This window comes from Allobosea sp. BE125, from assembly GCF_031456075.1.
GTDB lineage: Bacteria > Pseudomonadota > Alphaproteobacteria > Rhizobiales > Beijerinckiaceae > Allobosea.
Genome location: NZ_JAVDTY010000015.1, coordinates 29,499 through 55,822 on the forward strand (window position 1 = coordinate 29,499; position 26,324 = coordinate 55,822).

25 protein-coding genes are annotated in these 26,324 nt (G+C 66.5%); 15 read left to right on the forward strand and 10 right to left on the reverse strand.

The window, feature by feature from the left end:
• Positions 1-48 precede the first annotated feature (48 nt).
• The 6 genes from J2Y55_RS26510 to J2Y55_RS26535 all read left to right on the forward strand — a co-directional run bounded on the left by J2Y55_RS26510 (position 49) and on the right by J2Y55_RS26535 (position 7,749).
• A complete protein-coding gene (locus J2Y55_RS26510; RefSeq protein WP_310159407.1) occupies positions 49-462 on the forward strand; it encodes a DUF3830 family protein in 414 nt (137 codons plus the stop codon).
• Positions 463-823: 361 nt separating this feature from the next.
• On the forward strand, positions 824-2,449 hold the full coding sequence (locus J2Y55_RS26515) for an amidohydrolase (RefSeq protein WP_310159410.1): 1,626 nt from the start codon (positions 824-826) through the stop codon (positions 2,447-2,449).
• Positions 2,450-2,558: 109 nt separating this feature from the next.
• Positions 2,559-3,503, forward strand: coding sequence for an ABC transporter permease (locus tag J2Y55_RS26520; RefSeq protein ID WP_310159412.1), 945 nt, complete (start codon positions 2,559-2,561; stop codon positions 3,501-3,503).
• Positions 3,496-4,392 (forward strand): ABC transporter permease, encoded by an 897-nt coding sequence (locus J2Y55_RS26525; RefSeq protein WP_310159414.1) that lies wholly within the window; start codon positions 3,496-3,498, stop codon positions 4,390-4,392. The genes J2Y55_RS26520 and J2Y55_RS26525 overlap by 8 nt, the downstream gene beginning before the upstream one ends.
• Before the next feature lie 45 nt (positions 4,393-4,437).
• Entirely contained in the window at positions 4,438-6,033 is a 1,596-nt protein-coding gene (locus J2Y55_RS26530; RefSeq protein ID WP_310159416.1) for an ABC transporter substrate-binding protein, read from the forward strand.
• A 276-nt stretch (positions 6,034-6,309) separates the two neighbouring features.
• Positions 6,310-7,749 carry an amidohydrolase family protein gene (locus tag J2Y55_RS26535; protein WP_310159418.1) on the forward strand — a complete coding sequence of 480 codons (1,440 nt, stop codon included), beginning with the start codon at positions 6,310-6,312 and terminating at the stop codon, positions 7,747-7,749.
• 25 nt (positions 7,750-7,774) lie between these two features.
• Here the strand turns inward: J2Y55_RS26535 and ybaL are convergent, their stop codons facing one another.
• The 3 genes from ybaL to J2Y55_RS26550 all read right to left on the reverse strand — a co-directional run bounded on the left by ybaL (position 7,775) and on the right by J2Y55_RS26550 (position 10,357).
• Positions 7,775-9,508 carry a YbaL family putative K(+) efflux transporter gene (ybaL, locus tag J2Y55_RS26540; RefSeq protein WP_310159643.1) on the reverse strand — a complete coding sequence of 578 codons (1,734 nt, stop codon included), beginning with the start codon at positions 9,506-9,508 and terminating at the stop codon, positions 7,775-7,777.
• A gap of 164 nt (positions 9,509-9,672) precedes the next feature.
• On the reverse strand, positions 9,673-9,993 hold the full coding sequence (locus tag J2Y55_RS26545) for a polyhydroxyalkanoic acid system family protein (RefSeq protein WP_310159420.1): 321 nt from the start codon (positions 9,991-9,993) through the stop codon (positions 9,673-9,675).
• A gap of 151 nt (positions 9,994-10,144) precedes the next feature.
• Positions 10,145-10,357, reverse strand: coding sequence for a hypothetical protein (locus J2Y55_RS26550; RefSeq protein WP_310159423.1), 213 nt, complete (start codon positions 10,355-10,357; stop codon positions 10,145-10,147).
• Positions 10,358-10,622: 265 nt separating this feature from the next.
• Between J2Y55_RS26550 and J2Y55_RS26555 the strand changes: the two genes are divergently transcribed.
• Positions 10,623-11,237: a hypothetical protein gene (locus J2Y55_RS26555; protein ID WP_310159426.1), complete on the forward strand. Its 615-nt coding sequence runs from the start codon at positions 10,623-10,625 to the stop codon at positions 11,235-11,237.
• Positions 11,238-11,483: 246 nt separating this feature from the next.
• Here J2Y55_RS26555 and J2Y55_RS26560 read toward each other — a convergent pair whose 3' ends face one another.
• Positions 11,484-11,783, reverse strand: coding sequence for a hypothetical protein (locus J2Y55_RS26560; protein WP_310159428.1), 300 nt, complete (start codon positions 11,781-11,783; stop codon positions 11,484-11,486).
• A 139-nt stretch (positions 11,784-11,922) separates the two neighbouring features.
• Positions 11,923-12,180, reverse strand: coding sequence for a hypothetical protein (locus J2Y55_RS26565; RefSeq protein WP_069688815.1), 258 nt, complete (start codon positions 12,178-12,180; stop codon positions 11,923-11,925).
• Positions 12,181-12,556: 376 nt separating this feature from the next.
• Here J2Y55_RS26565 and J2Y55_RS26570 point away from each other — a divergent pair, with 376 nt between their 5' ends.
• From J2Y55_RS26570 to J2Y55_RS26605, 8 genes are all read left to right on the forward strand, one after another.
• Complete coding sequence (locus tag J2Y55_RS26570; RefSeq protein ID WP_310159433.1) at positions 12,557-13,540, forward strand: NAD-dependent epimerase/dehydratase family protein; 984 nt, start codon at positions 12,557-12,559, stop codon at positions 13,538-13,540.
• Positions 13,541-13,571: 31 nt separating this feature from the next.
• On the forward strand, positions 13,572-14,333 hold the full coding sequence (locus tag J2Y55_RS26575) for an SDR family oxidoreductase (RefSeq protein ID WP_310159435.1): 762 nt from the start codon (positions 13,572-13,574) through the stop codon (positions 14,331-14,333).
• A 36-nt stretch (positions 14,334-14,369) separates the two neighbouring features.
• On the forward strand, positions 14,370-15,776 hold the full coding sequence (locus tag J2Y55_RS26580; protein ID WP_310159439.1) for an FAD-dependent oxidoreductase: 1,407 nt from the start codon (positions 14,370-14,372) through the stop codon (positions 15,774-15,776).
• Positions 15,777-15,891: 115 nt separating this feature from the next.
• The gene (locus J2Y55_RS26585) at positions 15,892-17,508 is read left to right on the forward strand and encodes an ABC transporter substrate-binding protein (RefSeq protein ID WP_310159442.1); all 1,617 of its coding nucleotides are present in this window, start codon (positions 15,892-15,894) and stop codon (positions 17,506-17,508) included.
• Positions 17,509-17,713: 205 nt separating this feature from the next.
• Positions 17,714-18,745 (forward strand): ABC transporter permease, encoded by a 1,032-nt coding sequence (locus tag J2Y55_RS26590; protein ID WP_310159447.1) that lies wholly within the window; start codon positions 17,714-17,716, stop codon positions 18,743-18,745.
• A 190-nt stretch (positions 18,746-18,935) separates the two neighbouring features.
• Complete coding sequence (locus J2Y55_RS26595) at positions 18,936-19,784, forward strand: ABC transporter permease (RefSeq protein ID WP_310159449.1); 849 nt, start codon at positions 18,936-18,938, stop codon at positions 19,782-19,784.
• Between the two features lie 17 nt (positions 19,785-19,801).
• Positions 19,802-21,469: a nickel ABC transporter ATP-binding protein NikE gene (nikE, locus tag J2Y55_RS26600; protein ID WP_310159644.1), complete on the forward strand. Its 1,668-nt coding sequence runs from the start codon at positions 19,802-19,804 to the stop codon at positions 21,467-21,469.
• A 102-nt stretch (positions 21,470-21,571) separates the two neighbouring features.
• Positions 21,572-21,880 carry a hypothetical protein gene (locus tag J2Y55_RS26605; RefSeq protein WP_310159452.1) on the forward strand — a complete coding sequence of 103 codons (309 nt, stop codon included), beginning with the start codon at positions 21,572-21,574 and terminating at the stop codon, positions 21,878-21,880.
• Positions 21,881-21,937: 57 nt separating this feature from the next.
• Here J2Y55_RS26605 and J2Y55_RS26610 read toward each other — a convergent pair whose 3' ends face one another.
• Genes J2Y55_RS26610 through J2Y55_RS26630 form a run of 5 tightly spaced genes read right to left on the reverse strand, consistent with a single transcriptional unit; the run spans position 21,938 to position 26,308 of the window.
• Entirely contained in the window at positions 21,938-22,285 is a 348-nt protein-coding gene (locus J2Y55_RS26610; protein ID WP_092171893.1) for a RidA family protein, read from the reverse strand.
• A gap of 25 nt (positions 22,286-22,310) precedes the next feature.
• The gene (locus J2Y55_RS26615) at positions 22,311-23,444 is read right to left on the reverse strand and encodes an NAD(P)/FAD-dependent oxidoreductase (RefSeq protein ID WP_310159457.1); all 1,134 of its coding nucleotides are present in this window, start codon (positions 23,442-23,444) and stop codon (positions 22,311-22,313) included.
• Positions 23,441-24,898 carry an FAD-dependent oxidoreductase gene (locus J2Y55_RS26620; protein WP_310159463.1) on the reverse strand — a complete coding sequence of 486 codons (1,458 nt, stop codon included), beginning with the start codon at positions 24,896-24,898 and terminating at the stop codon, positions 23,441-23,443. The genes J2Y55_RS26615 and J2Y55_RS26620 overlap by 4 nt, the downstream gene beginning before the upstream one ends.
• Positions 24,895-25,203 (reverse strand): (2Fe-2S)-binding protein, encoded by a 309-nt coding sequence (locus J2Y55_RS26625; RefSeq protein ID WP_404979046.1) that lies wholly within the window; start codon positions 25,201-25,203, stop codon positions 24,895-24,897. Before J2Y55_RS26625 ends, J2Y55_RS26620 begins: the two co-directional genes overlap by 4 nt.
• Positions 25,196-26,308, reverse strand: a complete 1,113-nt coding sequence (locus J2Y55_RS26630) for an NAD(P)/FAD-dependent oxidoreductase (protein ID WP_310159470.1) — start codon at positions 26,306-26,308, stop codon at positions 25,196-25,198. The genes J2Y55_RS26625 and J2Y55_RS26630 overlap by 8 nt, the downstream gene beginning before the upstream one ends.
• Positions 26,309-26,324: the final 16 nt, after the last annotated feature.

The following is a 26,324-nucleotide window of genomic DNA, read 5'->3' on the forward strand; positions in this document are numbered from 1 at the left end:
CAAACGGGCAATCACCCTGCGAAGCCGTTTCGAGAGACAGAGATTTCCATGACCAAGCTGATCGTCACCGCCGGCCCCTTCACCTTCGAGGGCAAGCTCGAACTCGAAGCCGCGCCCAAGACCTGCGCCGCCTTCCTCCGGCACATGCCGTTCGAGAGCAAGATCGTGCATGTGCGCTGGAGCGGCGAGGGCGTCTGGATGCCGCTCGGCGAACTCGATTTCGGCGTCGGTTACGAGAACCACACCAGCTATCCGGCGCCTGGCCAGATCATCCTCTATCCCGGCGGCATCAGCGAGACCGAGATCCTGCTCGCCTATGGCGGCGTGCACTTCGCCAGCAAGATGGGCCAGCTCGCCGGCAACCACTTCATCACGCTGACCTCGGGGCTGGAAAACCTCTACACGCTCGGCCGCAAGACGCTCTGGGAAGGCGCGCAGGAGATCAAGTTCGAACTGGCGTGAATTCTACTGACGCGGCCGCCTGCACTTCCGGTGCTCACGGACACATGTCCGCTGCGCTCCGGTTCTCGACGGCCACGCCAGCCAACTCGCCGTAGAGCAGGATGCGGAAAAGTGGGCACCGGTTTTTCGCAATCGATCCTGCTCTCACTTTTAGATGAGAGACGGATTCAGATTTCAGCTGGGATCACTTCGTGAGCCCAGCTGAAATCATCCGGCTCTAGCGAATTCCCGCGCGTTCCTCCAAGGCACAGGATCGACAGGCGGCAGAATCTTGCGCAGGCGCGCCGAAAATTCGCGCGCCGCGCGGATTGCCGGGCTGTCGTGAAGCGGCCATGATTTCGTACCGGGAGGAACGAAATCGATGGTCGCGTTTCCGAAAGCCGACATGGTCCTGCAGAATGGACCTGTCTATCTCGGTTTGAGAGAAGGATATGCTACGGCGGTGGCGCTCTGGGCGGGCAAGGTGCTCGCGACCGGCACGCCAGCCGAGATGGCGCCATTGATCGGTCCCGCCACCAAGGTGATCGACCTCGCCGGCCGGACGGCGACGCCGGGCCTCTATGAGGCGCATCTGCATCTGCTGCCGCTTGGGCTGACCATGCTGGAGCTCGACATCCGGCCGCGCTTCGTGCGCACGCTCGACGGCCTGCTGGAGATGATCGCGAAGCGCGCCGCCGAGGTGAAGCCGGGCGAATGGATCCTGGCGCGCGGCTACGACCAGTTCGAACTCGACGTGAAGCGCCATCCGCATCGCACCGAACTCGACAAGGCCGCGCCGAGCAACCCGGTCTATATCGTGCGAGCCTGCGGCCATCTCTCGGTCGCCAATTCGATGGCCCTGAAGATCGCCGGCATCACCGAGGCGACGCCGGTGCCGCCGGGCGGTGCGATCGAGCAGGTCAACGGCTCGCTCACCGGCCTGATGGCCGAGAACGGCCGCGACCCGATCAAGGCCGTGATCCCGGACCCGACCGATGAGGAGCTGGTCGAGGCGATCGAGCGCGCCGGGCGCTATTGCAACTCCTTCGGCATCACCAGCGTGATGGATGCGGCCGTCGGCATCCGTTCCTATTACCGCGAGGTCGCGGCCTATCGCACGGCTCAGCGCACGGGCCGCCTGCCGGTGCGTACCAATATGTGCCTGCTCGGCGGGCATAACGGCATCGTCGAGCAATGCTTTGCCGACGGTCTCGTCACCGGAGCGGGCGACGACTGGCTCAGCGTCGGCCCGGTCAAGATCTTCACCGACGGTTCGGCCGGCGGGCGCACCGCGGCGATGAGCGAGCCTTATCTCGGCGAGCCCGAGACCAGCGGGATCTTCTGCCTGACCGACCCCGAGATGGATGCGCTGACGCGCGACTACCATGCCAAGGGCTATCAGCTCGCCGTCCATGCCATCGGAGACGCCGCGATCGAGCAGACGCTGAATGCGATGGAGGCGGGCCTCGACGACCATCCCGATCCCGACCGCCGCCATCGCATCGAGCATTGCGGCTTCAACTCGCCCGAGCAGATCGCGCGCATGGCCCGGCTCGGCATCGAGCCGGTGCCCCAGCCGGTCTTCATCTATGATTTCGGCGATCTCTATCTCTCGGTGCTCGACGAGAAGCGCGCCAGCGAGAGCTATCCGATGCGCGACTGGATCGCGGCGGGGTTGAAGCCCGCGGCCTCCTCCGACGCGCCGGTCTGCGACGCGAATATCTGGCCCAACATTTACACCATGCTGACCCGCAAGAGCTCGCGCGGGACGGTGATAGGCGGCGACCAGGCCCTGACGATCGACGAGGTGATCGCCGCCTATACCGATTTCGGCGCCTATGTGAACCGCGCCGAGACCCATCGCGGCCGGCTGCTGCCGGGCATGGCTGCCGATGTCGCCGTATTCTCGCGCGACCTCTCCAAGGCGACGCCGGAACAGCTCTTGCACGAGACCCGCTGCGACCTGACGATCATCGAGGGCAAGCTGGTGTACGAGGCGGAGGCGTGATGGTTTCGTCATCGCGAGGAGGCGCAGCCGACGAAGCAATCCAGAGGGGCTCGCTCGACGTCCCCCTGGATTGCTTCGCTGCGCTCGCAATGACGGGTGCGGACCGCCCATGCTGAACCACGTCGCCTCGCGCCTCGCCCTTTCGGTGCCGGTGCTGTTCGGCGTGCTGCTCTTCGGTTTCCTGCTGCTGCAACTTGTTCCCGCGGACCCCGCCGCGATCATCGCCGGGCCGATGGCGAGCCCCGAACTGGTCGCGCAGATCAGGCAGGATATGGGGCTCGATCGGCCGATCATCATTCAGTTTGCGATCTATATGGCGCGCGTGCTGCAGGGCGATCTCGGCGTCTCGCTGATCTCGAACACCCGCGTCACCACGGAGCTGGCCGAGGCGATCGGCCCGACCGCCGAGCTGATGCTCGCCTGCCTGGTCTGGGCGGTGCCGCTGGGCATCGCGCTTGGGACGATCGCTGCGGTCTATCGCGGGCGCCTGCTCGACCGGCTGGTGATCGCGATCTCGGTCGCCGGCGTCTCGACGCCGGTGTTCTTCATCGGCCTGATCCTGATGCAGTATATCGGTTACCACTGGGAGCTTTTGCCCTTCATCGGGCGCGGCGGGCCGCTCTGGAGCCTGGAGGGGCTCGCCTCGATCGTGCTGCCGGCACTGACGCTCGGGCTGGTCTTCATCGGGCCGATCGCGCGGATGACGCGCACCGCCGCGCTCGAAGTGCTGAACGCCGACCATGTCCGCACAGCCCGCGCCAAGGGATTGGCCGAGCGCACCGTCATCCTCCAGCATGTGCTGCGCAACGCCTTGATCCCGGTGGTGACGCTGATCGGCCTTCAGGCCGGCTATCTGCTCGGCGGCGCGGTCGTCACCGAGACGATCTATTCCTGGCCCGGCGTCGGGCGGCTCGCGGTCGGGGCGATCCTGGCGAGCGATTTCCCCCTGGCGCAAGGCGCGATCCTGGTGCTGGCGCTGGCCTTCCTGGTGATCAATCTGATCGTCGACATGCTCTATGCCGTGCTCGATCCGAGGGTCGAGACCCATGGCTGACCTGACGACCCAGGCCGCGCCGGTGACGGCGCAACGGAGCTGGCTCTCGCCGATCTGGCGGCGGATCCTTGGCGACAAGCTCGCCTTATTGGCAGCGATCATCCTCCTGGCGATCGTGCTCGCGGCTTTGTTTGCGCCCTGGCTTGCGCCCTTCGACCCCTATGAGACGACGCGCCGCCCCTTCATTCCGCCGCGCTGGAGCGAAGGCTCGCTGCCGCAATACTGGCTCGGCACCGACGGGCAGGGGCGCGACATGCTCTCGCGCCTGCTCTACGGGACGCGATTGACGCTGGTGATGGGGCTGGCCTCGATCATCCTCGGCGGCGGGCTCGGCGCGATGCTGGGCTTGCTCGGCGCCTTCTACAGGCGGCTCGATCCTTTTGTGATGCGCTCGGCCGACATCCTTTTGTCCTTTCCTGCCATCCTGCTGGGGTTGGCGCTCGCGGCCGTCGTCGGTCCCGGGCTGACGGCCATCGTGATCGCGCTCTCGATCGCCACCGTGCCGGATGTCGCGCGCATCACCCGCAGCGCCGCGATCGTGGTGATGGGGCAGGATTACATGGAGGCCGGTCGTGCTTTGGGCCTGCCGGACCGGACGCTGATCTGGCGCTATCTGGCGCTGAACTGCATCTCGCCGGTCTTCGTCTTCATGACGCTGCGCTTCGGCCAGATCATCCTGATCGGGGCGGCGCTGTCGTTCCTGGGGCTGGGCGTGCGCCCGCCCGAGGCGGAGCTCGGCATGATGGCCTCGCTCGGGCGCGACGCCTTGTTCTTTGCGCCGCATATCTCGCTGCTGCCGAGCCTCACGATCATCGCGATCGTGCTCTGCGTGAACCTGCTTGGCGATGCGCTGCGTGATCTGCTCGATCCGCGCATGCGGAACATGTGAGGCGCGCCACCGACACTTAAATTCATAACAAAGGGGACAAAGATCGTGAGAAAGCTGAAATCCATCGTCATGGGGGCCTGCCTCGGCCTTGCTGCCTTTGCCGGCCCGGCGCTCGCGCAAGGCTCCAATGCCAGCCTCACCATCGTGCGCGAGGTCGACAGCGACCGCTATGATCCGCATCGCTCGACGGCGCGCTCGGCCTCCGAAGTCCTCTTCATGATGGCCGATACGCTGGTCTCGCTCGACCACGACATGGCGACGATCAAGCCCGGCCTTGCCACCTCCTGGACGATGGCGCCTGACGGCAAGACCTACACCTTCAAGCTGCGCAACGACGTCTCCTTCTGCGACGGCAAGAAGATGACGGCGCAGGATGTGGTCTATTCGATCAAGCGCTGGATCGACCCGGCGACGCGCTCGCCCGTGGCCTGGCGCGCCGGCAAGATCGAGGACATCGTCGCGACCGATGATTACACGGTCGAATACAAGCTCAAGGCGCCGTTCTCGGAATTGCTCTACCAGCTCACCCAGAGCTTCGCTGTCGTCGTCGACAAGGCCAATGTCGAGACGCTCGGCGCCGATTTCGGGGTCAAGGGCTTCAACGGCACCGGCCCCTATTGCTGGGGCGACTGGAAGCCGCGCAACGAGTTCCGGCTGAAACGCCACGCCGCCTATAAATGGGGCCCGCCGATCTATCAGAACACCGGGCCGGCGCAGATCGAGGAGATCGTCTGGCGCATCGTGCCGGAGGACAACACCCGTCTGGCCGCGGTGATGACCGGCCAGACCCAGGTGACGCAATATGTGCCCTATTCCGGCATGGCCCAGATGCGCGCCAACAAGAATCTCAGGATCGTCGAGTCGAAGGAGGCGTTCTGGACCTACTTCGTCGGCTTCAAGATCGACAAGGAGGGCGTCAGCGATCCCGCCGTGCGCAAGGCGATGGTGATGGCGGTCGATCAGAAGGCGATCGCCGAGAACCTCTATTTCGGGGAGGTCGAGCCGGCCTATAGCTATATCTCGACCGAGGCGCTGGACTGGAACAAGGCGCTGACGCCGAAGCTGATCAAGACCAATGTCGCCGAGGCCAACAAGATCCTCGACGCGGCGGGCTGGGTGAAGGGGCCCGACGGCTTCCGCATGAAGGACGGCAAGAAGCTCTCGCCGGTCGTCTATGGCTTCACCGGCTCGACCTGGCAGAAGCTGATGGAAGCGATCCAGGGCGATCTGCGCAAGATCGGCGTCGATCTCAGGGTCCAGCTCTTCGATGCCACCATCGCCTGGGGCAAGATGGCGACGCAGGAGTTCGACATGTTCGGGATGAGCTTCCCCTACATCTCGGCCGGCGATGCGCTGAACCTGTATTTCCCCTCGACCAACGCGCCGACGCCCAACCGGATGAACTGGAAGGACCCGGCGACGGACGAATTGCTGACCAAGGGCATCACCGCGCTGAACGAAGCCGACCGTGCGGCTGCCTATGGCGAGGTTCTGACGAAGGTGCATGAGGCGGCGGTCTGGCTGCCGCTCTATCACGAGCCGATGAAGATCGCGGCCTCGGCAAGGCTCGGCCCCTTCAAGGCCCACAACATCTATGGTTGCGGGCTGTATAAGGGGCTGGACCTGAAGTTCGTCAGGTAAGCCATCGACGAATGAAGCGCGGGGAACCCCTCTCTCACGTCGAAGTCGGGTTTACCCGACTTCGACACTCTGAGTGCTGAACCCGGGTATACCCGGGTTCAGTGAGAGGGGCAGGGGTGAGGGGTCGGCCCCTCGACCAGTCGAGTGGAAATCCAACCGCGTGCCGGAGTAGGCCAGCGATTTCTGGCCGACCCCTCATCCTGCCCTCTTCCCTCCGGGAGAGGGATCCCCGCGCCTGCCCATGCAAGGCCGCGACACCTAGCCGGAGCCCAGCCCATGACGATCACCCTTATCCGCAACGCCAGCTGGATCGTCGCCTATGACGCCAAGGCCAAGGGCCATGTCTATCTGCGCGATGGCGATGTCGCCTATGAGGGCGACCGCATCCTGCAGGTCGGCGGAAGCTATAAGGGCAAGGCCGATGCGACGATCGACGGGCGCGGCAAGATGGTCATGCCCGGTCTCGTCAACATCCACTCGCACCCCTCCTCGGAGGCGATGTGCAAGGGCTGGAACGACGAGCTCGGCAGCGCGAAAATGTATGGCACGGCGCTCTACGAGTTCATGCCGCTGTTCCGCTGCGACGCTGCAGGCGTCAAGCCATGCGCGCAGGTGACTTATTCCGAACTGCTGATGTCGGGCGTCACCACGCTGGTCGACATGTCTGCCGCCTGGGACGGCTGGTTCGAGACCTTCAAGGCCTCGGGTCTTCGCGCCGTGTTTGCGCCGATGTACCGCTCGGCGCGCTGGTACACCGATAACGGCCATCTGGCGCAATATGAGTGGGACGCCAAGGCCGGCGAGAAGGCGATGGCGCAGGCCATGAAGCTGCTGGACCAGGTTGCGGCCGACGCAACGGGCAGGCTCTCGGGCATGGTCTCGCCCTCGCAGATCGACACCTGCACGCCCGAACTGATCCAGGCGAGCTATGAGGAGGCGGAGACACGAAAAATCCCCTTCCAGATCCATGCCGCCCAGAGCGTGGTCGAATTCCATGAGATCACGCGCCGGCATGGCATGACGCCGGTGGAGTGGCTGGAAGAGCTCGACGTGCTCGGGCCGTTCTCGATCATCGGCCATGGCATCTTCCTCGACCATCACTCCTCGGTGAAATGGCCGGCGACGGACGATATGGGTGCGCTGGTCGAAACCGGCACCAATGTCGCGCATTGCCCGATCGTGTTCCAGCGCCGCGGCATCGCGATGCAGAGTTTCGGGCAATATGTCGCTGCCGGCATCAATGTCGGTATCGGCACCGACACCTATCCCCACCACATGCTGGAGGAATTGCGCGCGGTCTGCATCGGCTCGCGCATGATGGCCGAGGACGTCTATGACGTGCGCACCTCCGACGCTTTCAACGCAGCGACGCTGGGAAGCGCCAAGGCGCTCGGCCGCGACGATATCGGCCGGCTCGCCAAGGGCGCGAAAGCCGACATCGTGCTGGTCGACGTCACCCATCCGATGATGCGCCCGCTGCGCGATCCTATCCGCAGCCTGATCTATGCGGCGGGCGAGCGGGCGGTGACGACCGTGATCGTCGACGGCGTCACGGTGGTCGAGAACGGCAAGGTGCTGACCATGGACTATGCCAGCGCCGCCGCCGAGCTGGAGGAGGCCCAGCGCCGGGCCGAGCCCAACGTCCAGGGTCTCGACTGGGCCAAGCGAGACCATCTCGAGATTTCGCCGCTGACCTTTCCCGCTGGCCGGGGCTGACGGTATGGTTCTGGTGATTAGGGCCCTAAACCGGCGGCTTGTCCGCAGAGGGCTCGCCATTCACGGCGGGCTTCTCGCATAGCGCCAGCATGGCGCGGGCGATTTCCGCCTCGCCCATGATCGTCAGGCTCGCGCCGCATCTGGTCAGATGTTCGACTGCCGCGTCGGAATGAGCGCGGGCGACGATCGGCAGTTCGGGATTGTCGCGTCGCGCCTGTTCGCAGACCTGGCCGGCCTCGAAGCTCTCGGGAATGGCGACGAAGAGCCGGCGCGCCCGCGCCAGGCCGGCGGCGGCCAGCACGCCTGGATCGGCGGCGTTGCCGACAAGCACCTCGGCGCCTTGCGCCTTGGCTGCGGCGATGGCTTCGGGCTGTTCCTCAATGACGAGCAAGGTCTCGCCATGCGTCACCAGGCCCGCTCCCAGGAGCGCGCCGACCCGGCCATAGCCGACGACGACCATGTGGTCGCTCAAGCTGGTCGGGACGATGTCGCGTTCGGGTTCCGGCTCAGGCTCCGGCTTGGCGGCGCTCGGCTTGGGCTTTGCGGGGCTCGCCTCCGTGGCGAAGCGCTCGATGATCGCAAACAGCACCGGGTTGAGCAGGATCGAGAGGATCGCGCCCGCCAGGATCAGGTCGCGGCCCTGTTCGGGCAGGATCGCCAGCGAAACGCCCAGGCCCGCCAGAATGAAGGAGAACTCGCCGATCTGCGCCAGCGACGCCGAAATGGTCAGGGCGACGGCATTCGAGCGGCCGAAAGCGCGCACGATCAGCCAGGCGGCGAGCGATTTGCCGAACAGGATGATGGCGAGCGTCGCCAGCAAGGGCAGCGGCGCGCGCAGCAGGATGCCGGGGTCGAACAGCATGCCGACGGAGACGAAGAACAGCACCGCGAAGGCGTCGCGCAGCGGCAGCGATTCCTCGGCGGCGCGCTGGCTCAATGGCGATTCGTTCAAGATCATGCCGGCGAAGAAGGCGCCGAGCGCAAAGGAGACGCCGAACAGGCTCGCCGCCATGAAGGCGACGCCGAGCGCCAGCGCCAGCACGGCGAGCCGGAACAGCTCGCGCGAACCGGTATGGGCGACCCAATGCAGCACCCAGGGGATGACGCGCCGCCCGACGATGAGCATGAAGGCGACGAAGGCCACGACCTTGGCGAGCGTCAGCCCCAGCACGCCCCAGAGGCCGAGGTCGAACTGCCCGGCGAGCGGAACCGGCGTGCCGGGCCTGGCGCCGTTCAGGGCGTCGGCGATGGTCGGAATCAGGACGAGCGCCAGCACCATGGCGAGGTCCTCGACGATCAGCCAGCCGACCGCGATCTTGCCCTTCTCGGTCTGGACCAGCCGGCGCTCCTGGAGTGCGCGCAGCAGCACGACGGTGCTGGCGACCGAGAGCGCGAGCCCGAAGACGAGACCCGCGACCCAACCCCAGCCGAGCCAAAGCCCCAGGCCCAGGCCGAGCAAGGTCGCCACCGCGATCTGGACGAGCGCGCCGGGGACCGCGATGGTTTTGACCGAGAGCAAATCCTTCAGCGAAAAATGCAGGCCGACGCCGAACATCAGCAGGATGACGCCGATCTCGGCCAGTTCGTTGGCAAGGCCTTGATCGGCGACGAAACCGGGCGTGAAGGGCCCGACCGCGACGCCGGCGAGGAGATAGCCGACCAGGGGAGAGAAGCGCAGCTTCTGAGCAAGCGCTCCGAAGACGAAGGCGAGGCACAGGCCCGCGACGAGAATGGCGATCAGCGGGCCAGGATGCATCAGGTCTCCAGAAGGCGGGCAGGATCAGGGAAGGCGAAAGGCGGCTCGAGAGAGCACTCGAAGCATGGCGTCTGGGTCGCGCAATTTCAACCTTGAGGCGGTCCTTTCAGAGCGCTTTCGACGAGGTGATGTGGCGTTTCCGCCAGGTGGCCGGGTGGTCGGAGGCCTCAGGGCTTCGGCTTGTCCAGCAGGACGCGACCCTGCTTCTCGACGCCAAGCTTCAGCGTCTCGGCGAAGGTCGCCAGCATCCAGGGCAGCATCATCTCGACGCGTACCAGCCTCTCCTCGACGGTGAGGCTGCCTCGCACCGTATAGCCCAGCGCGGCCACGCCGAAATCCAGCGTGTTGTCGCGCCACTCCTCCTCGACGAGCTGCATCTTCACCATGCCGAGCTTGTCGCGGATGCGGTCGACGCCGCCACGGATGCGCGCCAGCGCGGCCTCGCGGCCAAGCTCATGGGAAATCGTGATGCTGACGGGCTTGGCCATGGGATTCGCAGTCGAAGGAGCACCGACGGACATGGTGACACGGGGGTCGCCGGAGTTCCGGCGGTCCCGCGCGCAGTCGCGTTGGGATGAAGGATAGGCCGCGAAGACTGCGCGGACCAGAGAAGACTGGGCAGGCCAGAGGAGAATAGCCTCAGAGGCTGCGCTCGTTCAGCGCCTTCTGGCCGTGCTCGGTGACCAGCCAGCGCCCGCCGAGCGGCTCGACGAGGCCGCGATCCTTCAGCACGACCAGCATGTCATCGTCGAAGATGAAATGGGTGGTCTGCTCGTCGATGCTCTCGAGGGCGATCCATTCCGGGTCCGACATCACGCCAGGGCGGGCGATCTGGAGGTGCTGTGTTTGCATGAGCGTCTCCTTCTCGATTGGGATGATGGCTCGATTGGGATGGATGATGCTGAATCCCATCCAATCTTGGCGCTGTCATGACCGAGTGCCGTCCGAAACAAGCCTTTGCCGGCAAGCCTTTGCGCGCCGGCCCGCGCCCAGGTGAAAGGGGCTGGCGAAGGGCGAAAACCGGGCGTCGGCGCGTTGCGTTCTCGCCGCCGGGCGGAACTCTCGCATCGCTGCCTCGTTCATTGGGCTTGGATCTGTGTCTTGAAGGAGGATCGCGATGGCGACCATGAACAAGTTTCCGCCCGATGTGCCGAAAAGCTGGGACGAAGCCGGCGACGAGATCGACAACGCGACCAACGGCCTGCGCGCCAAGGCCGCCGATGTCGCCGACAAGGCGACGGAGACGGTCAGGAGCGGCTACTCCCGCGCCAAGGACGCCTTGACGGATATCGATCCGGTCGAGACCGCCCGCGAAGGCGGCCAGGCGATGATACGCGTGGTCGAGCGCAACCCCGTCGTCGCGTTCGGGCTGGGTGCGCTGGGCATCGGATTGATCGCCTGGGCGAGCCTGCGCTCACCGCCCGCATCACGCTGGGAGCGCTACCAGCCCGATTTCGACAGGCTGCGTGGCCTGCTTGGTGACTACGGCAAGGATGCCGCCAAGTCGGGCGAGGGCGCGCTGAAGAGCAGCCAGCAATGGCTGAACGCCTATGGCGGCGATGCACGCGACTATGCCGGCTATGGCGGCCGGATGATCGCGCAGCGGGCCCAGAAGGAGCCGATCGCGGCGATGCTGGGGATCGGGCTGGCGGTCTATGCGCTGGGATCGTTGCTGGGATCGTCGAGCAGCGATGCGGCTCCCGCGCGCAAGCGCCCCGCACCGAAGCGCTGACAGCCGGCCTCGTGATCGATTCTAAAAGTTGAGAGCATTGCTCACGCGAAAAACCGGTGCCCACTTTTTCGCGCAATGCTCTTGTGGCCACGAAAAACCCCGCAGCCTCTCGGCCGCGGGGTTTTGTCTGTCCAAGCAATGTCCGATCCAATTGGATCGTTCAATTGCCCCTGCGCTTTGTCGAAAACGCTCCAGGCGGTGGCGGATCGCCGGCTGGCGAAAGCCGCCTCCAGCCTGTCGTTGCGATCAATACCAGTAGCCGCGGCGGCCGTAGTAACCGCGGCCGTAATAGGAGCGGTTGTCAGCGGCAACGAGCGCGCCGCCGATGACACCGGCGGCGACGCCGGCCGCAACAGCGCTGCTGGCTTCGGAGTTGGCGCGGCGGTTCTCGGTGTAGTTGGCCGAGCGGCACTGCTGATAGGCGCGGGTGCCAGGACGGAATCCCTGCGACTCGCAGGTGATTTCGGCGTCGGCGAGCGATTCCTGCCGCGTCTGGCAGCCAGCAACGACGGCGGCCAGGGCGCCAACGATGAGAAGGGTACGCATCAATTTTTCCTTTTCAGCCTCCCAATGGAGAAACGACTTAAAATACACGCGCCGTTGCAGGTCAAGAACAACCGCGCCTGTTGGTTTAAGCCGGTCCGATCGTCATGGGAATACTGCGTCGCCCTGAGGGCGCCTTTGTTTAGCCGACCTTGCGCCCAGGTTTCTCGACGACCTTGCCCGAGCGGGCGAGGGTGGCGATCTCCAGGGCCGGCATCCCGGATTTCTCGGCGATGGCGCGGTCCTGCTCCATGATGGCGTCGCGCGCGGGCTCGTCGCCGTCGAGGCCGCCGAGCAGTGCGGTCGGCACCCGCCGGTTGGAGCGGCGCGAGCCATCGGTATAGACGACGTCGAACATCACGAATTCGGCATCGAGCGGCTTCGATTTCTTGCGGGCCATGATTCGGGGTCCTTTCGGAAAATGGACGGGCCGCGCGATGCGGCGGCTGAAGTGCCAATGTCTGAAACCGTCTCTCACCGGAGGTGAGAGCTGAATCCATGCGAAAAACCGGTTCCCACTTTTCGCATCCTGCTCCAGGCGTGGCGGCGGGGTGGCGCGCGGCCTCTGCAGGTGTCGCGCGACGCCTAGACCATGGTTCGCGCCGATGCAATGCGACATGCCGGCTCGGTTCCGCGGCGGGCGCGGCCGGATGGGCGAAATTTGCGCCGCAGCGCCGAAGATGCGGGCATGATCAGGACCGGTCGCGCTTGTGGGCGGCACGGCTGGACGCTTAGGTCAGCCGCCGTGGCGTGCAAGCTGTGTGAAGGGGCGTTTCTTGAGAATCCTGATCTTTGGCGGTGTCGGTTTCGTCGGGCTCAACATCGCGGAGGCGATGTTGGCGAAAGGCGACGACGTTGTTGTGTTCGACCGCATGGCGTTGCCTGCTGCCATCCGGAAGGCCTTTTCCCGGTTGCCGGGGCGCTTGACCGCCGTCGAGGGGGAAGTCACCGACAAGGCGGCGATCGCCGAGGCGGTGCAGCCCGGCGTCGACGTCGTCATCATGGGCGCTGCGATCACCGCCGGAGCGGCGCGCGATGCGCGCGACCCGGAGACGATCCTGCAGGTCAATCTGCTCGCTCAGGTGCCGATCCTGGAGGCGGCGCGGGCTGCGGGTGTCCGGCGCGTCGTCAATCTGAGTTCGGCTGCTGCTTATGGGGCGGCCGGAGAGCGCTATCAGGTGCTCGACGAGGAGACGCCGGGCGATCCGGTCAGCCTCTATGCGATCAGCAAATGGGCGAGCGAGCGCGTCGGCGGGCGGCTGGCCGATCTCTGGGAGCTCGATCTGGTCTCCTTGCGGCTCAGCGGTGTCTTCGGCCCTTGGGAGCGTGCGACGGGCGTGCGCGACACGCTGAGCCCGCAAGCCCAGATCCTCGCCGCTGCCGAGAAGGACTTGCCCGCGATCCTGCCCCGACCGGGCCTGCGCGACTGGATTTATGCGCCCGATCTCGCCGAGGCGGTGCGGATCGTGGCAGGCGCGCCAGCCTTGCGTCATCGGCTCTACAATATCTCGACGCCGCGGCGCTTCGCGGCCCTGGAGTGGGGGCAGGCGCTGGCGGACAATTTTCCCGGTTTCACCTGCCGCCTGGCTGAGCCCGGCGAGGCGGCGACGATCGACCTGCACGGACCGGGCGACCGCGCGCCGCTTTCCATTTCGCGGATGAGGCAGGAATTCGGCTGGGAGGCTGCAACCGGCGTGGCGGAGTCGGCAAATAGGTTGGCCGCCTGGTGGCGGATGCATGGCCGGGGGCTCGGGCGATGACAAGGATTTGGGCGATGAAAGAGCTTGGGGGATGAAGCTTGGGGGAAAGGTCGCGTTGCTGACCGGCGCCGGCTCGGGAATCGGGAGGGCGAGCGCACTGCTCTTTGCCCGCGAAGGCGCATGCGTCGCAGTCGTCGATCGCGATGCCGAGGCGGCGCAGGCGACGGCGGCGCTGATCGTCGAGGCCGGCGGGCAGGCCTGCGCTCATATCGGCGATGTCGGCTTGCCGGGCTTCGCCGATGGCGTCGCGCAGGAGGTGCTCGCGCGCTTCGGCCATATCGATATTCTGGTCACGGCGGCCGGTTTCTCCTGCGGCGGTACGGTGACGACGACCGCGCCCGAGGATTGGGACGCCGTCTTCCGCGCCAATGTCGGCGGCACCTTCCTCTTCGCCAGGGCGGTGATCCCGGCGATGCAGCGTCGGGGTGGCGGCGCGATCGTGACCTTCGCCTCGCAACTGGCGCTGGCCGGTGGGCGTGGCAACAGCGCCTATATCGCGGCCAAGGGAGCGATCCTGAGCCTGACCCGGACTATGGCGCTGGACTATGCCGAAGACGGCATCCGCGTGAACGCGATCGCTCCGGGCGCGATCGACACGCCGATGCTGCGGCGCAGTTTTGCCCGCCATGCCGAGCCCGAGCCGTTGCGCGAGGCCTCGCGCAACCGCCATGCGATGAAGCGCTTCGGCCGCGCCGAGGAGGTGGCCCAAGCCGTGCTCTATCTCGCCGGCGACGCCTCGTCGTTCAGCACGGGGACGACGCTGGTGGTCGATGGCGGCTGGCTTGCCGCGTGACCGGTTTCCGGCATGATCACTGCATGGGATGTTGTCATGAAGCATGACGGATTATCGGTTCTCGAGAGCCGTATCGCCGGCGATCTCGCCCGCACCGCCCATCCCAGTGCGCCCTGGCTCGAGCCGGTTCCAGGGCCGGACGGCAAGCGCGCCTTTGACGTGATCGTGGTCGGGGGCGGCCAGTCGGGGCTGGCGACGGCCTTTGGCCTGCAGCGCTCGCAGGTCACGAACATCCTGGTGCTCGACAAGGCGGCTGCGGGGCAGGAAGGGCCATGGCGCTCCTATGCGCGCATGCACACGCTGCGTAGCCCGAAGGATTTCACCGGCCCCGATCTCGATGTGCCGAGCCTGACCTACCAATCCTGGCACGAGGCCAAATTCGGTGTCGAAAGCTGGGATGAGCTGACCCTGATCCCGAAGGGACTCTGGGCGGATTATCTGGGCTGGTTTCGCCATGTCGTCGGCATCCCCGTCCGCAACGAGGTGGAGGTGGTCGATATCGCCCCCGCCGGCGGGCTGCTGGCGGTGACGCTGCGCTGCGGTGGCAAGGCCGAGACGCTGCATGCCCGCAAGATCGTGCTCGCGACCGGGCAGGAGAGCCTGGGCGACTGGACCATGCCGGCGCCGCTCATGGCGCTGCCGGTCTCACGCTGCGCGCATTGCGCCGAGCCGATCGACTTCGCGGCGCTTGCGGGCAAGCGCGTTGCGGTGATCGGGGCCGGCGCGTCGGCTTTCGATAATGCCGCGACAGCGCTGGAGGCCGGGGCGGCTCGGGTTCATCTGCTCTGCCGCCGGCCTGAGGCGCAAGTGATCCAGCCTTATCGCTGGCTGACCTTTCGCGGCTTCCTGCGCCATCTCAGCGACCTCGACGATGCCTGGCGCTGGCGTTTCATGAGCGCCGTCCTGGCGCTGCGGGAGGGGTTTCCGCAAGCGACCTATGACCGCTGCGCCCGCCACGACGCCTTTTCCCTGCATCTCGGCGCGCCGGCTCTGAGTGCGATCGACGGACCCGACGGTGTCGAGATCACGACGCCGCAAGGTTCGCTCACGGTCGATTTCGTCATCGCTGCTGCAGGTATCGAGATCGATCTCTCCGTGCGGCCGGAGCTTGCCGGTTTCGCCGGCAACATCGCCGCCTGGGCCGACCGCTATGCGCCGCCGGCGGCCGAGCGTGACGAGCGGCTCGGCCGCTTCCCCTATCTCGCCGATGACTACGCGCTGACCGAGCGCGTGCCGGACGCGACACCCTGGATCAGCGACATCCATCTCTTCACCATTGCCTCGACGATGAGCTTCGGGGCGTCCGGCTCCTCGATCAACGCGATGACCACGGCGGTGCCCAAGCTGGTCTCGGGCATCACGCGCGGACTGTTCCGCGCTGATGTCGAGCGGCACTGGGCCTCGTTCCAGGCCTATGACGTGCCGCAGGCCGTGCTGCGCTGATCCGGTCTTTCCGCCTGAGACGAGAGGGGAGATGATGCGCTGCATGGCACCACGCTTGCATCCGGTCCCGCTCGGAACCAACCTGGCGACTGCGCTGATGAAGAGGGAAACGACCATGACGATCGTGCGGACGGGCTGGCTTGCAGCCGCGCTCTTGACCTCGACTGCGCTTCTGGCCTCGCCGGCGCTGGCGCAGACACGTGCCGAGACGCTGCGCCACGTCACCGGCGCGGCCATCAACACGCTCGATCCCAACATTCCAGGCTCGACCCGCGAGGCCTTCGGCCTGAGCCTCCTGACCTATGACCGGCTGCTCTCCTTCGGCAGAAAGCAGCTCAACGGCAAATGGGTGTTCGATCTCGACAGCATCCGCGGGGAATTGGCCGAGAGCTACACGGTCAGCCCCGACGGGCTGAAGATCACCTTCAATCTGCGCAAGGACGCGAAGTTCCACGACGGAACGCCGGTGACGGCCGAGGATGTGAAATGGTCGCTCGACCGCGAGGTCAGCGCCAATGTCCTGGGCAAGAACCAGTTGCTGACCGGCTCGCTGACCAGCCCGGACCAGTTCAAGATCATCGATGCCCACACCTTCGAGGTCACGCTGCCCAAGCCCGACCAGCTGGCCCTGGCGAACCTTGCCGTGGTCTATCCCGTGATCATCAATTCGAAGCTGGCGAAGTCGCATGCGACAGCTGAGGATCCCTGGGCGCTGAACTGGCTCAAGGACAACACCGCCGGCTCCGGCGCCTACATCATCGAAAGCTACAAGCCGGGCGAGACCACGATCCTGCGCCGCAATCCGGACTGGAATCGCGGCTCGGCCGACAAGCCGGCGAGCTTCAAGCGCATCATCACCCAGACCGTGCCGGAAGCCGCCACGCGCGCCAATCTGGTCGAGAAGGGCGATGCCGACATCGTCATCGACCTGCAGGCGACCGACGCCGCCGACTTGGAGAAAAAGGGTAAGCTCAAGGTCGTCTCGACGCCTCAGTACAATTCGATCACCTTCGTCTCATTCAACAACCAGATGCCGCCCTTCGACAAGATCGAGGTCCGGCGCGCCATCGCCGCGGCGCTGCCCTATGACGACATGTTCAAGGCGGCCCTGTTCGGCCGGGGAGCGCCGCTCTATGGCGCGAACTGGCCGGACGGCAAGGCCCCGACCGGCGAGGTCTTCCCGATCCCGCAGCCGCTGAAGACGGACCTCGCCGAGGCCAAGAAGCAGCTGGCAGTGGCGGGCCTCCCCGACGGCTTCTCGACGACCTTCTCCTTCAATGTCGGCCAGGCCGGCACGGCCGAGCCGATGGCGGCGCTGCTCAAGGAATCGCTGGGGAAGGTCGGCATCAAGGTCGACATCCAGAAGCTGCCGGACGCGCAGATGTCGACGCTGATCAACGAGAAGAAGCTGCCGTTCTTCACCGAGGGCATCGTCGCCTGGCTGCCCTCGATGGATTACTTCTACCGCAACTTCTATATCGGCCCGATCCGCTGGAACTACGCCTCGCTCGACGACGCCAAGATCACGGAATGGGCGCAGACCGCCCGCTTCGAGGCCGACAAGGCGAAATACGCGGCCCTGGGCAAGGATCTGAACACGCGGCATTTCGAACTGATGCCGCAGATCCCGCTCTGGCAGCCGGCGCAGGACGCGGTGATGGCGTCGTCGATCGACGGCTATGTCTACCAGTTCCACCGGCAGATCGATTTCCGCGATCTGAGCCGGAAGTGACCTCTGACGGTTTGGTGTGAACCTGTCGGTCGTCCCGGGCGTAGCTCTCGGGTCCGATCTTCGATCGGCCCAAGGATAAACTTCGCGAAGATCCGGGACCCATGCCGGAACGCTTTCCGGCTATGCTCCGGAATGGGTCCCGGATTGGCGCGGCTTCGCTGCGTGTCCGGGACGACATCGCGGGTGTGAGTGAGCAGAAGTCGGTATGTCGCAACTCTCCATCACGGCCAAGCGTGCGGGCTGGCGGTTCGCCTCGTCACTGCCGGCGCTGTTCGGCGTGCTCGTCTTCACCTTCCTGCTGATGCGGGTGCTGCCGGGCGATCCAGCGGTGTTCTTTGCTTCGGGCCCGACGGCGGGCAAGGAGGAGATCGAGACGATCCGCAAGCAGATGGGGCTCGACAAGCCGGTGCCCGAGCAGCTCCTGCGCTATCTCGGCGATATCGGCACCGGCAATCTCGGGCGCTCGCTGACCACGGGCCAGCCGGTGCTGAGCGATCTGAAGTCGCGGCTGCCGGCCTCGCTCGAGCTCACCTTCTCCGCGCTCCTGATCGCGTTGGTCACGGCGGTGCCGCTCGGCGTCGCGGCCGCGCTGAGGCAAGGTTCGGGCATCGACCATATCGTGCGCTTCATCTGCGCGCTTGGCGTCTGCGTGCCGACCTTCGTCTCCGGGCTCCTGCTGATCTATGCCTTCTACTACCTGCTCGGCTTCGCGCCCGATCCGACCGGAAGGGTCGACATCTTCACCTCGCCGCCACCCTTGGTGACGGGCTTCCTGCTGATCGATTTCGCGCTGGCCGGCGATTGGGAGGGTTGGCGCGCGGCCGCGAGCCAGCTCGTGCTGCCGGCCTTCACCATGGCGCTCTTCGTGGTCGCGCCGCTGGCGCGCATCACCAGGGCTGCGATGCTGGCCTCGCTCGGCAGCGATTTTGTCCGCACGGCGCGTTCGCTTGGCCTGTCGCGGCGCAAGGTCATCGTCACCTACGCCCTGCGGAACGCTCTTCTGCCGGTGCTGACCATCGCCGGCATCGTGTTCTCGACCATGCTGGGGGCGAATGTGCTGGTCGAGAAAGTGTTCTCCTGGCCGGGTGTCGCGTCTTATGCGCTCGACGCACTGCTCTCCTCGGACTACGCGCCGGTGCAGGGTTTCGTGCTGCTGATGGCGTCGATCTTCGTCCTGGTGAATCTGACGGTGGATGTGCTCTACGGCATCGCCGATCCGAGGGTGTCGGTGGAATGATGGCTTGCGCCCACACCGGTCTTTCCGGGGCATCGCCCTCGGGTCCGACCTTTGGTCGGCCCAAGGATAAGCTCCACGATGAACCCGGAACCCATGACCGGGTGAGCCCTGGAAAACCCTGCCGGTCACTCGGTCGTGGGTTCCGGGTTCGCGCCTTCGGCGCACCCCGGAATGACGGAGGAGCGAAGCTATGAGTTCCGCGACCCTGCGCCACACCGTCTGGATCCTGCGCGGCAACCCGGTCACGGCTTTCGCAGCGGCGGGCGCATTCGCGCTCTGCGTGCTTGCCGTCATCGGGCCGTGGATCGTGCCTTATGACCCGGTCGCGTCCGACGTGCCCAACGCGTTGCTGCCGCCGAGCGCGAAATACTGGGCCGGCACCGACCAGCTCGGCCGCGACGTCTTCAGCCGCTTGATCGTGGCGGCGGGGTTGGATCTCGCGATCGCTGCTTCTGCGGTGACGCTCTCCTTCGTCATCGGGGCGGTGATCGGGGCGCTCTGCGGTTATGCCGGCGGCCGGCTCGACCGTTATGTCGGGCGCTTCGTCGATGTGCTGATGGCGTTTCCGCTGTTCGTGCTCGCCATGGCGATGGTCGCGGCGCTCGGCAACCGGGTCGAGAACATCGTCATCGCAACCGCGATCATCAACCTGCCCTTCTATATCCGCTTCGCCCGCGCCGAGGTGAATGTCCGGCGTAACGCCGGCTGGGTCGAGGCGGCGCGCGCTTGCGGCGACAGCCATGTCTCGGTCGTGCTGCGCTTCCTCTTGCCCAATGTGCTGCCGGCAATGGCGGTGCAGGTCTCGCTCAATCTCGGCTGGGCGATCCTGAACGCCGCAGGGCTCTCCTTCATCGGGCTTGGGGTCAAGCCACCGACGCCGGAATGGGGCATCATGGTCGCTGAGGGCGCACGCTTCATCTCGACCGGGAAATGGTGGCTCGTCGCGTTTCCGGGGCTGGCGCTGATGCTGAGCGTGCTCTGCTTCAACCTGCTGGGCGACGGGCTACGCGACATCCTCGACCCGCGCATGCGGACTTAGACGCGATGGACGCCATGATCAGCGAGCCCTTGCTCGCCATCGACGATCTGCATGTACGTTTCTCGACCCGTAGCGGAACCGTCGAGGCGGTGCGCGGCGTCAGCCTCTCCGTTGCCGCTGGCGAGACGCTGGGCATCGTCGGCGAGAGCGGCTCGGGCAAATCTGTGACGGCGTTCGCGATCACGCGGTTGCTCGACGCGGCCGGCCGCATCTCGCAAGGCAGCATCCGCTTCAAGGGGCAGGACATCAGCAAGGCGTCGTCGAAGCAATTGCGCTCCCTGCATGGCGCGGCGATCTCGATGATCTTCCAGAACCCGCGCGGCGCGCTGAATCCGATCCGCAGCGTCGGCCGACAGATCGCGGATGCGATCATGGCGCATGAGCCCATCTCGGCGAGCGAGGGGCGGGCGCGCGCGCTCGAGCTGCTCAAGGCGGTGCTGATCCGCGATCCGGAAAAGCGGCTCGACGCCTACCCGCATGAGCTCTCGGGCGGCATGTGCCAGCGCGTGATGATCGCGATGGCGATCGCCTGCGAGCCGGCCCTGCTGATCGCTGATGAGCCGACGACGGGGCTCGACGTCACCACGCAGAAGACGGTGATGGACCTCGTCGCCCGCATCACGGCCGAGCGTGGCATGGCGATGATCCTGATCACGCATGATCTCGGCCTCGCCTCGCGCTATTGCCAGCGCGCTGTGGTGATGGAGCGGGGCCAGGTCGTCGAACAGGCCGCGCCTGCGACGCTTTTCAGCGCGCCGCAGCACCCCTATACCAAGCGCCTCGTCGCCGCTTCGCCGACCGCGACCTCGACGATCGCCGATCTCGCGCCGGACGGCGCCAGGGCCGGACCGGCCGTCGAACTCTTGCGCCCCAAGCCCGCTCCCGGCACGCCGCTGCTGCTCGAGGTTCAGAAGCTGGTGAAGCGCTATGATGGCGGCGTCACGGCGGTCGACGACGTCTCCTTCAGCATTGCGGCCGGCGAAAGTCTGGGCCTGGTCGGGGAATCGGGCTCGGGCAAGAGCACGATCTCGCGCATGATCTGCCGGTTGATCGACCCAAGCGAAGGCGAGATCCTGTTCGACGGCCGCGCGATCGGCTCGCTGCCGGCGCGCGATTTCCATCGCAGCGAATTCCGCCGGGATATCCAGATCGTCTTTCAGGATCCGACCGACAGCCTCAATCCGCGCTTCAATGCCTTCGACTGCATCGCCCATCCCTTGCGCCGCCTGCTCGGCATGAAGAATGGGTCGGCGCTGGCGGGGCGGGTCAGCGAATGCGCCGAGCGCGCCGGTTTGCCGAGCGAATTGCTGGAGCGCTTTCCGCACCAGCTTTCGGGCGGCCAGAAGGCGCGCGTCGGCATCGCGCGCGCCATCGCCTGCCGGCCGCGCCTGCTCGTGCTCGACGAGCCGACGGCGGCGCTCGATGTCTCGGTCCAGGCGGTGATCCTGCAACTGCTCGACCGGTTGCGTCGCGAGGACGGGCTGGCGCTGCTTTTCGTCAGCCATGACCTCAACGTGGTCAGGATGATGTGCGAGCGCACTGTCGTGCTGCAGAACGGGCGTGTGGTCGAACAGGGCGAAAGCCGCACCTTGTTCAGCGCGCCCGCGACGGCCTATGCGCGCGAACTGCTCGACGCCGTGCTGCATCTCGGCGGCCCGGCGGCGCGAATGCCGGAGCCTGCCTGAGGCAAGCGGTAGGCTTTCTGGCGGCCGGGCCTTGAAAATACGACAATAGCGGGGATCATGGCGGCGGGCGCGTTGCGCGCCGTCGTTTCAAGGACAGTCCCGATGCTGCGTTCCCTGCTGCTTTTGCCCCTGCTCGCGCTTTCGGCCTGCGTGATCCCGAACTCGCGCTCGAATACGGTGGTCGTCACCGATACCAAGAGCGTCGTCGAGAAATGCCAGAAGCTCGGCGAGCTTGAAGGCGCATCGCCATTGGGCAAGGTGCTGCTCCGGGATCAGGCGCGCGATGCGGCATTGGCGCGGTTGAAGGCCGGCGGCGCGGAGCTGGGCGCGACCCATGTCGAGTCGTCTGTCGCCGACATCAAGTGGAAAGGCCCGAGCACGGCGGGCACTGCGTATAAATGCGGAACGTAGAACGACGCCCCCGCCTGGTGGCGGAGGCGCGCGAATTGCTGATGCCGTCCTTGTGGGTCAGCCCTTGGCGGCGGTGACCACGACCTCGATCAGTGTGGTGCCGCCGAGATCGGCGACGCCGACGGTGGCGCGGGTCGGCAGGCCTTCGCCGAAGAAAGCGGTCCAGACCGGGTCCATCTCCTTCTTCATCGACAGGTCCGTGACGAAGATCGTCGCGGCGACGATCGCTGTCCGGTCGAGGCCGACCTCGCCGAGATAGCCCTCGATCTTGGTCAGGATGTTCTGGGTCTGCGGCCCCATCGATTGGGTCGTGTCATCGGCGGTGGTGCCGCCGACGAAGACCAGCCCACCGGTCTGGACGACGCGGTTCTGGATCGGGGTGCGGATGGAACGGGTGATCGTCATGGTCTTTCTCCAGGTTGAAAAGAGGTCAGTGCGCGGTTGAGGCTGTGAAGCGGGCAATGTCGAGCCCGTCGATGGGCACGTTGCTGTGGCCGGTCGCGATGATTTCGGCCATCACGGCGCCGGCGCCCGGCCCGAGCTGGAAGCCATGGGCGGAGAAGCCGAACTGGTGGTAGACGCCATCATGCCTGGCGCTGGGTCCAAAGCAGGGCAGATCGTCGGGCATGCGCGCCTCGATCCCGGCCCAGGCGCGCAGGATCGGCGCCCCGCGCATGATCGGGAACAGGTCCCAGACCGTCTTCGCATTGGTCGCGAGCTTGCCCCAGTCGAGGATCGTCCTGTTCTCGTCACGGATGGCGCGGCCGAGATAGCCGCCGCCGATCAGGACGGTGCCGTTGCCGAATTGCTTGAAGGAGAGTTTTCGGCCGCGCAGGATCACGACCGGCTTGATGAAGGCTGGCATCGGCGCGGTGATCATCAGCATCGGTGCGATCACCTCCAGCGGCACGGGCTCGCCGAGATCAGCCGCGATGCGGTCGGCCCAGGCGCCGGCGGCGTTGACGATGCGGGGGCTGAGGAAATCGCCGCCATCGGTGACGACGCGCCAGTTTGCGCCGTCGCGCTCGACCTTGGTGACCTTGACGCCTTCGCGGATCGTCGCGCCCCTTTCGGCGGCCTTGCGCTTGAAGGCCTGGGTGGCGCGCAGCGGAATGGCGGCGCCGTCGCGGCGCGAGATCACGCCGCCGGGACAGGTTTCGGAGACGGCCGGGACGATCTCGCGCAGCTCCCTGGCGTCGATCATTTCCTCATGATGGAAGCCGCGCAGGTTGAGATCCTCGACGCGGGCGCGGCAACCGGCGAGATCGGCCTCGTTTTCCGCGACCAGCACCTGGCCGTCCGAGGTGAAGCCGCAATCATCGTCGACGAGCTCGGCGATGCCATGCCAGATCGCCATCGAGGTGTTGGAGAGCGGGATTTCCGCGACATGGCGCGCGAGCTGGCGCACGCCGCCGGCATTGACGCCCGAGGCATGGCGGCCGGCATGGTCCTTCTCGATCAGGATGACCGAGAGGCCGCGCAAGGCGCAGTGCAGCGCGGTCGAGCAGCCATGGATGCCACCGCCGATGACGATGACATCGGCGCTGCGGCGCTCTGCGCTCACCGGACCACCGCTTTGACGGCCGCCTCGCTCTGCGGCAGCGAGGCGAGCTCGGCCAGCGTCACCGGCTTCACCGGCGGGCGCAGGCGGTAATAGCCGACCTCGGCGGGAGACGTGCCGCGCGTCTCCGCGATCAGCTCGACCACGGTCGGCCCGCACAGCCGCCCTTGGCAGGGCCCCATGCCGCAGCGCAGAAAAGCCTTCATCTGGTTGGGGCCGGTGACGCCAAGCCGTTTGGCTGCATCGCGGACCTGCCCGGCGGTGACCTCCTCGCAGCGGCAGATGATGGTGTCGTCGACGGTCGGTGCGAGGAATTGCGCGGCCGGCTTGTAGAGCAAATCGAGAAAGCGGCGGCCGCGCAGCGTACGCCCGAGCGCCGCGCGGACCGGCGCAGCGTGATTGTCGCGCTCCTGCATGGTGATGCGGCCAAGCCGCCTGGCCGTGTCGAGCGCCGCGATCTCGCCACGCAGCGCCGCGCTCTCGGCTCCGCCGATGCCGGCGCCGTCGCCGGCGATCGCGATGCCCGGGACGGAAGAGGCGAACCAGTCGTCGAGCTGCGGCACCCAGCAATGCTGGACCGGATCGAAATCATGCGCGCAGCCGGCGGCATTGGAGAGGTTGACGCTCGGGATGACGCCTTGATGCAGCAGGAGCGTATCGCAGGCGATGCTCTGCGAGGTGCCGCCACGCTCGAAGCGGACAGCGGAGAGCCGGCCCGAGCCTTCGACCGCGAGGCTGGTGACGCCACCAACGAAGCGCAGGCTGCGGCGCGCCTTGGCCATCAGCTTGAGCCCCTTGGCGAGATAGGGCGAGCGCAGGAAGTCAGGCAGCGCCGTGAGCGCGGCGCGCCAGTTGCGCGGGGGCGTGGTGTCGAGGACGGCGACGATCTCGGCGCCCGCAGCGGCGAGCTGACCCGCCAGGAGATAGAGCAGCGGCCCGCAGCCGGCGATCACGGTGCGGCCCTTGGGGACGATCGCTGAACTCTTCAGCGCGATCTGCGCCGCGCCGGCCGTCATCACGCCGGGCAGGGTCCAGCCCGGGATCGGGAAGGGCCGCTCCTGCGCGCCGGTCGCCAGAACGACCTGTCTGGCGCTGATCAGCCGGGCGCGGCCATCGAGCGAGAGGCCGATTTCGAAGGATGCTCCATCCGATTCCACCTCGGGGGCGATCGACCAGACGGTGCAGCGCGCGGCATAGGCGGTGGCCGAACGTTTGAGGCGGGCGACGATGTCCAGGCCGCGCCAATAGTCCTGGCCGAGCACGGCGCGGTCGGAGACCGGCGTCGTCGTGATCGAACGGTAGATCTGGCCGCCCGGTGCCGGGTTCTCGTCGACGAGCAGGACGGAAAGGCCGAGCTCGCTCGCGCGTGCCGCGGCCGACAGGCCGGCGGGACCTGCGCCGACGACGGCGAGATCGTAATGCTCGGCGAGCTGGCCGATTTCGGTGAGGGGCTTCATCCTTGGATTTCCTCGGGCTGACGCCGGCCATGCTGGGTTTCGATCGCCATGCCGTCGCGCAGCGGGACCATGCAGCCTTGCCGGTTGCCGACGCCGTCGATGACCACGAGGCACTCGAAGCAGACGCCCATCAGGCAATAGGGCGCGCGCGGCGCGCCGGAGACCGGGGTCTCGCGGCAGACCGTGACGCCGTTCGCCAGCAGCGAGGCTGCGACCGTGTCGCCGTCGCGGCCAATCAGCGGGCGGCCGTCGAAGCTGAAGCTGAGCGCGGCGGCGCTCTTGGCGTCAGACATGGGCCTAAACATGGAACCTCCGTGCGGAAAAGCTCGCGACCGCGTCCGGCAGCACGCCGGACAGAATGGCGGGGGCGAGCGTCAGGACATGGTTGGCGGCCAGCGTCACGCCGGAATGGCAGGTGACGACGAAGGCGCCCGGGCAGCTCTGCGACTGGTCGTAGATCGGGAAACCGTCAGGGCTCATCACGCGCAGCGCCGACCAGGTCCGCACGACATTGAGTCCGGCGAGGCGCGGGAACATCCTGACCGCGCGCTCGGCCATGACCGAGAGAATCGGCTGGCCGACGACGGTGTCGAAGCCGCGATCCTCCTGGCTGTCGCCGATCATGACGCCGCCCTCATCGGTCTGACGGACCGTCACCATCGGGTTGTGCAGGAAGGGCGCGGTCTTCTCGGTGACGATGATCTGGCCTTTGCTCGGTTTCACCGGCGCATCGAGGCCGACCATGGGCGCGAGCCGGGCATTGCCGAGCCCGGCTGCGAGCACGACCTTGGCCGTGGCGATCTCGCCCCAGGGGCCGGTTATGCGAAAGCCGCCATCGCGCGGCGTGATGCTCTCGACCGGGCAGTTGGGTCGGTAATCGACACCGCGACGCGTCGTCGCCTCGCGCAGCGCCCGGAACAGCTTGAGCGAGTTCACATGGCCGTCGAGCGGGGAGTAGATCGCGCCGACCACGTCTTTGCCGATATCGGGCAGGCGCCGTTTCGTCTCGGCATGGTCGAGGACTTCATAGGGGAAGTCGGTCAGCGTCGTCTGGTTGTGCAGGCGATGCATCGCATCGACGCGCTTCCCGAGTTCGTCCTGCGACAGGCAGAGCATGAAGCCGCCGGGTTGGCTGTGGGCGACGTCGATACCGGTCTCTTCGCTGAGGATCGTGGCAAGCCCGTGCCAGTCATCGGCCGAACGGCGCGACCACATCGCGTATTCCGGCATGCCGAAGCCTTTCGACTGCACCCAGACCAGCGCGAAATTGCCGCGCGAGGCCCGAAACGCCGCGTCGCCTTCGTCGAGGATGGTGACGCGCGCGCCGCTGCGGGCGAGCCCCAGCGCGATCGCGCCGCCGACCACGCCGCCGCCGATGACGACGACATCCGGTTCCGTGTGATTGCTCATGGACGATTGCTCTTGG

Excerpts from the sequence above, each read along its gene's own strand:
- J2Y55_RS26510 (WP_310159407.1), top strand. The coding sequence starts at position 49 with ATGACCAAGCTGATCGTCACCGCCGGCCCCTTCACCTTCGAGGGCAAG.
- J2Y55_RS26515 (WP_310159410.1), top strand. The coding sequence starts at position 824 with ATGGTCGCGTTTCCGAAAGCCGACATGGTCCTGCAGAATGGACCTGTC.
- J2Y55_RS26520 (WP_310159412.1), top strand. The coding sequence starts at position 2,559 with ATGCTGAACCACGTCGCCTCGCGCCTCGCCCTTTCGGTGCCGGTGCTG.
- J2Y55_RS26525 (WP_310159414.1), top strand. The coding sequence starts at position 3,496 with ATGGCTGACCTGACGACCCAGGCCGCGCCGGTGACGGCGCAACGGAGC.
- J2Y55_RS26535 (WP_310159418.1), top strand. The coding sequence starts at position 6,310 with ATGACGATCACCCTTATCCGCAACGCCAGCTGGATCGTCGCCTATGAC.
- J2Y55_RS26545 (WP_310159420.1), bottom strand. The coding sequence starts at position 9,993 with ATGGCCAAGCCCGTCAGCATCACGATTTCCCATGAGCTTGGCCGCGAG.
- J2Y55_RS26550 (WP_310159423.1), bottom strand. The coding sequence starts at position 10,357 with ATGCAAACACAGCACCTCCAGATCGCCCGCCCTGGCGTGATGTCGGAC.
- J2Y55_RS26555 (WP_310159426.1), top strand. The coding sequence starts at position 10,623 with ATGGCGACCATGAACAAGTTTCCGCCCGATGTGCCGAAAAGCTGGGAC.
- J2Y55_RS26560 (WP_310159428.1), bottom strand. The coding sequence starts at position 11,783 with ATGCGTACCCTTCTCATCGTTGGCGCCCTGGCCGCCGTCGTTGCTGGC.
- J2Y55_RS26565 (WP_069688815.1), bottom strand. The coding sequence starts at position 12,180 with ATGGCCCGCAAGAAATCGAAGCCGCTCGATGCCGAATTCGTGATGTTC.
- J2Y55_RS26575 (WP_310159435.1), top strand. The coding sequence starts at position 13,572 with ATGAAGCTTGGGGGAAAGGTCGCGTTGCTGACCGGCGCCGGCTCGGGA.
- J2Y55_RS26580 (WP_310159439.1), top strand. The coding sequence starts at position 14,370 with ATGAAGCATGACGGATTATCGGTTCTCGAGAGCCGTATCGCCGGCGAT.
- J2Y55_RS26585 (WP_310159442.1), top strand. The coding sequence starts at position 15,892 with ATGACGATCGTGCGGACGGGCTGGCTTGCAGCCGCGCTCTTGACCTCG.
- J2Y55_RS26590 (WP_310159447.1), top strand. The coding sequence starts at position 17,714 with ATGTCGCAACTCTCCATCACGGCCAAGCGTGCGGGCTGGCGGTTCGCC.
- J2Y55_RS26595 (WP_310159449.1), top strand. The coding sequence starts at position 18,936 with ATGAGTTCCGCGACCCTGCGCCACACCGTCTGGATCCTGCGCGGCAAC.
- J2Y55_RS26605 (WP_310159452.1), top strand. The coding sequence starts at position 21,572 with ATGCTGCGTTCCCTGCTGCTTTTGCCCCTGCTCGCGCTTTCGGCCTGC.
- J2Y55_RS26610 (WP_092171893.1), bottom strand. The coding sequence starts at position 22,285 with ATGACGATCACCCGTTCCATCCGCACCCCGATCCAGAACCGCGTCGTC.
- J2Y55_RS26620 (WP_310159463.1), bottom strand. The coding sequence starts at position 24,898 with ATGAAGCCCCTCACCGAAATCGGCCAGCTCGCCGAGCATTACGATCTC.
- J2Y55_RS26625 (WP_404979046.1), bottom strand. The coding sequence starts at position 25,203 with ATGTTTAGGCCCATGTCTGACGCCAAGAGCGCCGCCGCGCTCAGCTTC.
- J2Y55_RS26630 (WP_310159470.1), bottom strand. The coding sequence starts at position 26,308 with ATGAGCAATCACACGGAACCGGATGTCGTCGTCATCGGCGGCGGCGTG.